Source organism: Plantactinospora solaniradicis, assembly GCF_042658085.1.
Taxonomy (GTDB): Bacteria; Actinomycetota; Actinomycetes; order Mycobacteriales; family Micromonosporaceae; genus Plantactinospora; species Plantactinospora solaniradicis.
In genome coordinates this window covers 123997-129996 of the sequence record NZ_JBHSPR010000042.1, presented here as the reverse complement: position 1 = coordinate 129996, position 6000 = coordinate 123997, and the positions used below count along the sequence as shown (strand labels likewise).

The window sequence follows — 6000 nt, the reverse complement described above, 5'->3', positions numbered from 1 at the left end:
TCCGAGTGGCAATCTTAGCCAGAACACCTGGAGGAGCGGTGTCTGGTTGGGTTGGGAGTCCCTCGGTGGCATCGTCGCCGGCACCCCGACCGTCACCTACCAGAACGGCCAGTACGACGTGTTCGCTCGCAGTCCGAGGGGCATCGTCTACCAGAAGACCTGGACCGGGTCCTGGAGCGACTGGAAATCCATCGGCGGCATCCTCGGCTGACGGACCCCCACTACGACAATGAACGGATCCCCGATGTCACGCGCGTTGTCCACTGTCGGATCGATGAATGCCTGCCGGTCGCGTGGGCCAGGGACGAGGCGTGTACGTGCTGCGGCGCCGGCCGTTTCGTGGTGAGGCGGAAGCGGATCGCCTCGCGGTCTCGGCCACGCAGCCGGGTCAGGGTCCGCGCGGGATCGGCGTAGTAGAACACCTGCCGTAAGTCGGCTGGGATGGCCGCCGGGTTCGTAGCGGGGGCGATCCCAGCCGGGGGTTGGGGACGTTCATCGACTTGGCCGAGGCGGCGGGTCGGCGGCATCCGATCCCGGTGTTCGGTGCGACGGCGTGAGGCCCGTCGTCGACGCGAGGCGGGATCGGGTGCGGGCCGGTGCTGTCGGGGGCAGCGTGGCGATGATGTCGGCGAGTGAAACGTCGGCGAGGCTGCGCCGCCACGCGTCGTGCGCCTCGGCCATCTTCTGGGCGAGGACGCAGGTGTTCCGGCACTCCTCGGGAGGGAGTGCTCCCAGTCCTTGTTGGCGGATCTCGCGGCACTCATACGGCGGGGAGGTGCCGTCGACCGCCTCCACGATCCGCAGCAGCGTGATCTCGGACGCCGGTTGCGCGAGCCGGAACCCGCCGCGCGGACCTGTCGTCGCGATCAGCACGCCGGCCTTGACGAGCCCTTGCAGCTGCTTGGCCAGATAGGCCGCGGGGAGGTCGTAGTACTGCGCGAGCTGCGCCGCCGACGCGGTGGCTCCCGGATCGAGCTGCGCCAGCGTCGCGGCGCAGTGCAACAGCCATTCGGTGCTCACAGGCAGCTTCACAGCCCCAGCCTATCGCAGATATTGCGGATCTGTTAAGTCCGAGATATGGTCGGCCCGGTAGCGAGCGAGAGGAAAGATCGTCATGCGAATCGCAGTCGCCGGGGCGACCGGGAATATCGGCGCCCTCACCGTCTCCGCCCTTGAACGGGACGGACAAGACGTCGTGCGCATCAGCCGTTCACTGGGCGTGGACCTGTCAACCGGTGACGGGCTCGACCGCGCCCTCGTCGGCGTCGATGCGGTCATCGATGTCACCAACGGGCCGGCCACCGGCTACGCGGAGACGGTGGCGTACTTCGGCACCGCCACCCGCAACCTGCTCGCCGCCGGGGAGCGGGCCGGCGTTCGACACCACGTCCTGCTCTCGATCGTCGGGATCGATCGCGTCGACGGCACCGCACACTACGCTGGCAAACGCGAGCAGGAGCGCCTGGTGGCCGCCGGTCCACTGCCGTGGACGATCGTCCCGGCCACGCAGTTCCACGACTTCGCCGCGATGGTCGCGGGTTGGACCGAGCGCGACGGCGTCGCGACGATCGCGCCGTTGCTCGTGCAGCCGATCGCGCCTGAGGATGTGGCCGACGTCCTCGCCGAGATCGCGGCGGGCGAGCCGCAGGGCCGCTACGCCGACGTCGCCGGCCCGGAACCGCAGGACCTCGTCGACATGGCACGGCGTACCAACGAAACACGCGGCCACACGGTGAAGCTCGTGCCGACGTGGTCGGCCATCTTCGACCCGGAGATGGCCGGCACCGTGCTGCTGCCCGGCGAGGGGGCCCGCATCGCGCCGACCACCTTCGACGAATGGCTCGTGGGACAGCGACAGAACCACGCATCCAACAGGCACGGCATCGCCGAACCGCTCGCGGAGCCCGGGCCAGAGTCGAACTGATCAGCCGCATTCCGAGCCGAACCGACCCGAAGAAGCGGCGGCGGACCCCGACACGCCTTCACGGCGTCCTCGGACCAACCGTCGGCCGGGTAGGCCAGAGCCGGACCGGCCGACAAAGGGGGATGTCGAGCAGCGGCGGCCGCGGGTCGATCCCGAGGGCGTTCGCGGATCAGTTGGCCGATGTGCCCCGCACGGAGACGAGCGCCGACTTCGATGGCGTGCAGCGGCCGCCGTCATCGACGATGACCTCGGTGTGGGCGGCGCCAGCGGGTACGTCGACGGCGGCGATCGCCTGCGTGTCTTCCCCGGCTGGCTGCCCGTCCTCCACCACTGGTGCGCGTGGTGCTCGGCGTCTCGTCGCCTCGGCCGAGGGGCTGCAAGGCCCTCGCGTACCGCAGCATCCTGTGCGGCCCGGACGGCATCGAACTGGCCCGGGTGCGAGCCATCTGGATCGCCGCCCGGGGCTGAGCCGGCTGGCATCGGGGTGTCACCGTGGAAGAGTCCGGCGAACCCTCACCGGACGCGATCCAGGCGAACAGGGGTACCGCATGTTCCTGATCTTCGGTCTGCGCACCAAGTCGGAGCGGCTGGGGCTGGTCCCGATGGACTGCCGGGTCTGCGGGCAGTCCGGCAGCATGCTGCTGGTGCGCGAGATCACCCGGTTCAGCCTCTTCTTCGTACCGCTGTTCCGGGTCCGGACGAAGCACGTGCTCTACTGCACCAACCCGCTCTGCGGTGCGCGCACCGACAGCGGAGCGGGCGAGGCACGCCGGCTGCTCGCCGGAGCACCGCGCTGACCGGCCAGCGCGTGGGTGCGGGGTGGGGTCTTGACCACGGTTTACCGATGGTTGGCCGGGTCCGCGACAGGTTCTGGCACGACGCGGGACACTGTGGACGACACAGGCGACCTCGTCGTGACACGACGTTGTCGCTTCGTCGCCACTGGAAGATCAGGCTTCGGACCTCGGGTCGTTACTCACCCCTGATGTCGTCATAACACCCGGCCGCCACACCACACCGGCTGGTCAGTTCCGCCTTCCGTTGCGGTGACCCGGGTGCACGAGGCGGAGCGTCACCTTCGTTGACGGTGGCATCGAGCGCAGTTGGACCCCTGAAATTCCCCCGTCCACGGAGGTTGAGACATGTTCCCCACTGTGACCCGCCGTGCTCTGCTCACCGGCGGTGCCGCCGCCGGCTTGGCCCTGGCGCTGCCCGCCACGGCGCGTGCTGCCGAGCCGGTCGCGTACGCCGCGTTCCGCATCGTCCGGTCCCGGGCGGGTGAGCCGAGCCAGCCCGAGATCGTGTTGCCGGAGGGGTATCAGTTTGTCTCGGGCGCGAAGTACAACGTTGCCAGCCGCGCCGAGTACTACACCTTTGTGACGGGCCCGAGCAACTCCTCTGGTATTGAAGTGGAAGTGTTCTGGCCGGGCGTACAGGTGAAAACCGTGGTGTACCTGGAGAGTCGGCTCCTCATCCGGCGGGATCCCATCAACCGCCACCGGTTCCGCTTCACGCTGCCTGTCACCCGCACGTCGGCCGATGCCAACCAGCCCACCATCCAGATCTGGAGCTACGTGGATCGGCCGGTCGGCATCGAATTCAACCTCGTGCACAACGACCCAAGCCGTGCGGCCGGTCCGTGGCTCGACGTACCGTGGCCGAGAAACGAGACGCGGTCCCAGGTCCATCAGGCGTTTGCCACGCATGCCATCCTGAATGCCTCCGGTCTGAAAGCCGCGGCCGCAGCCAAGGGCCACCGCTGGTTCCTCCAGGGCTTCGAGACCAACAACGCCCTGCACCCGGACAACCCACCGCACTGGAACCTGAGCTACAACTCGGGCCCGAGCTTCAGCTACCCCACACACAACGGGCACTTCTGGCTCAACAGCGAGGCCGACAACTTCTACAACGGCATGGACGTCACCGGCCTGGGCCGCCTGAAGTACTACGTAGGCGACCCGGCGCCCATCTACGACTTCGGAACTGACGCCAACGGCGGGCGCGGCGACCTGGTGGCCACCCTGACCATCCGCGAGGACGGCGGTCTCGACATCGCCCCACCCTCCGGACCGGTCTATGCGATCGCCGCCGGCCGGGACGGGACCCTGATCAACGAGGTCACGGTGCTGCGTGACAGCCGGCCATGGCTCCGCATCGAGACCGAGGACCGGTACGATGTCGGCAAGACGACCGTGAAAACCATTGGCCTGCAGACGGATGTGGCGAAGAAGAACGTCCAAGTCTACCGCTACGACCCACTGACAGGCGCGCTCATTGCCGGGCAGTGATGACGTTCTCCTGAGGCCGGGCGCCGCAGCGAAGGGGGTGCCGCGTGGCGGCACCTTCGCCGCGTTGCTCACCGGGCCCGGGGGGTACGGACACCATTGGTGACGCTGGAACCGGGCTGACCTGTGTGGATCGGCCGACACACCACGGACCCCGCCGAGCTGCCGGGGCGAAGTCCTGCCTGCTGACGGCAGGGTGTCCTGCCTGGAACATGCCGCGCGGTTTCGTCTGCCCCCCGAGCTGGATAGGATTGGACGGTGATCGATCGGACGGTTCGCTTAGCCAAGCAACGCACTCCCGATTTCGCGCGGGTTCTGGCGCGACGAGCAATGCTTGAGGCGCATAATACGAGACTGCGGCTCACGGTTCCAGTAGCTGCCCGGTGCGAGTATGAAAATATCTACCATTTCACGGTACACAAGACTGGTAGTCAATGGATAAAGTCACTGTTCAGTGATCCCATCGTGTATCGCTATTCCGGATTATTGCCCTATGTTCCACGCCTCGCCGGTGGGCGGCAACGGTCCGTCCCCCCGCCCGGTCGCGTGGCCCTATCCGTATTCCTACCCTACGAACGCTACCGGACAATTCCGAAACCCGACAAACACCGCGCGTTCTTTGTGATCCGGGACCCGCGCGACATCGTCGTTTCGAGTTACTTCTCGCTCCGCGGCTCGCATGCGCCGATGGGGGACATTCCCGCGGCGCGGAAGGTCCTGCGGGAGAGGCCGAAGAAGGAGGGGCTGCTGCATGTCATCAACTACCTCTCCGACAACGGTCTATACCAGAAACTCCGGTCGTGGGTACTTGCTCCGAGTGCGGACACGTTCCGTCTGTTCCGCTATGAGGACCTGACCGGGGAGCGGCAGACGGACGAGGTGGATCGCTTGCTCCGACACTGCGGTATCCTCATACCGCCGTCCGACCTGACGACCCTCCTCTCCCGATACAGCTTCTCGAAGATGCGTAGTGATCAAGGTGCCGCCGGTTCCATCTCCCATTACCGTAAAGGGAAGGCCGGCGATTGGCGTAATCACTTCGATGACGAGGTCTACGAGGCTTTCGCCGCGACGACGGGGGACCTCGTCGAGCTTCTTGGATACCCTGCCCGTGACCAGCCCGCTCGTATGGGGGAGGAATAAGAGGTGACATCGTCCGCTCCGAGTCGAACCTCGTCTGCCGGTTGGGAACAGATCGCCCGGGCGTGATGCGTACCCTCTCGCCGAGGTCCTGACCCCGATGCCCGGCAGCGGGGTCAGGACCGGAGCCCGATCCTCCTCGAAGTCGGCGGCAACAAGCACAGATCATCTGCCTCGCCCGACGTCGGATCGACGTCCTCCACGCCATGCTCCGCGACAAGACCGCCTACCAAGCCGCCCCACCGCACAGGGACCCCGGCTCAGCGGTTGTCGCCGCTGCCCCCGAGCACGCCACGGCCCTGGCGGCTTGCCAGCTTTGCCAGGTTGGCCGTCGCGATGTCGTCCAGCGACAGATCGAGGTAGTCGGCGAGCACCGCCAAATACCAGAGCACGTCACCGAGTTCCTTGGCGATGTCGGCCCGGTCGATCCGCGACTCCTCGCTGTCGAGGTCTCGGACCCACTTCTTGAACTTCTCGGCGATCTCACCCGACTCGCCGACCAGCCCGAGCACCAGGTGGAGCAGTTCGTTCCGCTTGTCACGTGGAGCGGCCGTACGGAGGGCGCCGCGCTGATACTCGTCCAGGTCCATGGCGGACCAGTATGGTCGAACCCCGCCCAACCAGCCGGGTCGCTGGCAAGAAGCACAACGC

Annotated in this window: 9 protein-coding genes; 6 read left to right on the top strand and 3 right to left on the bottom strand. The window is 67.0% G+C overall.

Annotated features, from left to right (window positions below):
- A partial coding sequence (locus tag ACFP2T_RS35365) for a DUF8189 domain-containing protein (RefSeq protein ID WP_377429597.1) occupies window positions 1-211 on the top strand: 211 nt, incomplete at its 5' end.
- Between the two features lie 281 nt (window positions 212-492).
- Here ACFP2T_RS35365 and ACFP2T_RS35360 read toward each other — a convergent pair.
- Window positions 493-1020 (bottom strand): RrF2 family transcriptional regulator, encoded by a 528-nt coding sequence (locus ACFP2T_RS35360; protein WP_377429595.1) that lies wholly within the window; start codon window positions 1018-1020, stop codon window positions 493-495.
- A gap of 94 nt (window positions 1021-1114) precedes the next feature.
- Here ACFP2T_RS35360 and ACFP2T_RS35355 point away from each other — a divergent pair, with 94 nt between their 5' ends.
- Entirely contained in the window at window positions 1115-1924 is an 810-nt protein-coding gene (locus ACFP2T_RS35355) for an SDR family oxidoreductase (RefSeq protein ID WP_377429593.1), read from the top strand.
- 169 nt (window positions 1925-2093) lie between these two features.
- Here ACFP2T_RS35355 and ACFP2T_RS35350 read toward each other — a convergent pair whose 3' ends face one another.
- On the bottom strand, window positions 2094-2252 hold the full coding sequence (locus ACFP2T_RS35350) for a hypothetical protein (RefSeq protein WP_377429591.1): 159 nt from the start codon (window positions 2250-2252) through the stop codon (window positions 2094-2096).
- 5 nt (window positions 2253-2257) lie between these two features.
- Here ACFP2T_RS35350 and ACFP2T_RS35345 point away from each other — a divergent pair, with 5 nt between their 5' ends.
- The 4 genes from ACFP2T_RS35345 to ACFP2T_RS35330 all read left to right on the top strand — a co-directional run bounded on the left by ACFP2T_RS35345 (window position 2258) and on the right by ACFP2T_RS35330 (window position 5352).
- Window positions 2258-2392: a hypothetical protein gene (locus tag ACFP2T_RS35345; RefSeq protein ID WP_377429589.1), complete on the top strand. Its 135-nt coding sequence runs from the start codon at window positions 2258-2260 to the stop codon at window positions 2390-2392.
- 80 nt (window positions 2393-2472) lie between these two features.
- Complete coding sequence (locus tag ACFP2T_RS35340) at window positions 2473-2721, top strand: zinc ribbon domain-containing protein (protein WP_377429587.1); 249 nt, start codon at window positions 2473-2475, stop codon at window positions 2719-2721.
- Window positions 2722-3066: 345 nt separating this feature from the next.
- Complete coding sequence (locus ACFP2T_RS35335) at window positions 3067-4212, top strand: hypothetical protein (protein ID WP_377429585.1); 1146 nt, start codon at window positions 3067-3069, stop codon at window positions 4210-4212.
- Window positions 4213-4467: 255 nt separating this feature from the next.
- A complete protein-coding gene (locus tag ACFP2T_RS35330) occupies window positions 4468-5352 on the top strand; it encodes a sulfotransferase domain-containing protein (RefSeq protein WP_377429583.1) in 885 nt (294 codons plus the stop codon).
- A 257-nt stretch (window positions 5353-5609) separates the two neighbouring features.
- Here the strand turns inward: ACFP2T_RS35330 and ACFP2T_RS35325 are convergent, their stop codons facing one another.
- A complete protein-coding gene (locus ACFP2T_RS35325) occupies window positions 5610-5939 on the bottom strand; it encodes a nucleoside triphosphate pyrophosphohydrolase family protein (protein WP_377429581.1) in 330 nt (109 codons plus the stop codon).
- Between the last annotated feature and the right edge of the window lie 61 nt (window positions 5940-6000).

What these genes read in the sequence shown, in the direction of transcription:
- ACFP2T_RS35340 (WP_377429587.1), top strand. Translation starts at nt 2,473, where the DNA reads ATGTTCCTGATCTTCGGTCTGCGCACCAAGTCGGAGCGGCTGGGGCTG.
- ACFP2T_RS35335 (WP_377429585.1), top strand. Translation starts at nt 3,067, where the DNA reads ATGTTCCCCACTGTGACCCGCCGTGCTCTGCTCACCGGCGGTGCCGCC.
- ACFP2T_RS35325 (WP_377429581.1), bottom strand. Translation starts at nt 5,939, where the DNA reads ATGGACCTGGACGAGTATCAGCGCGGCGCCCTCCGTACGGCCGCTCCA.
- ACFP2T_RS35355 (WP_377429593.1), top strand. Translation starts at nt 1,115, where the DNA reads ATGCGAATCGCAGTCGCCGGGGCGACCGGGAATATCGGCGCCCTCACC.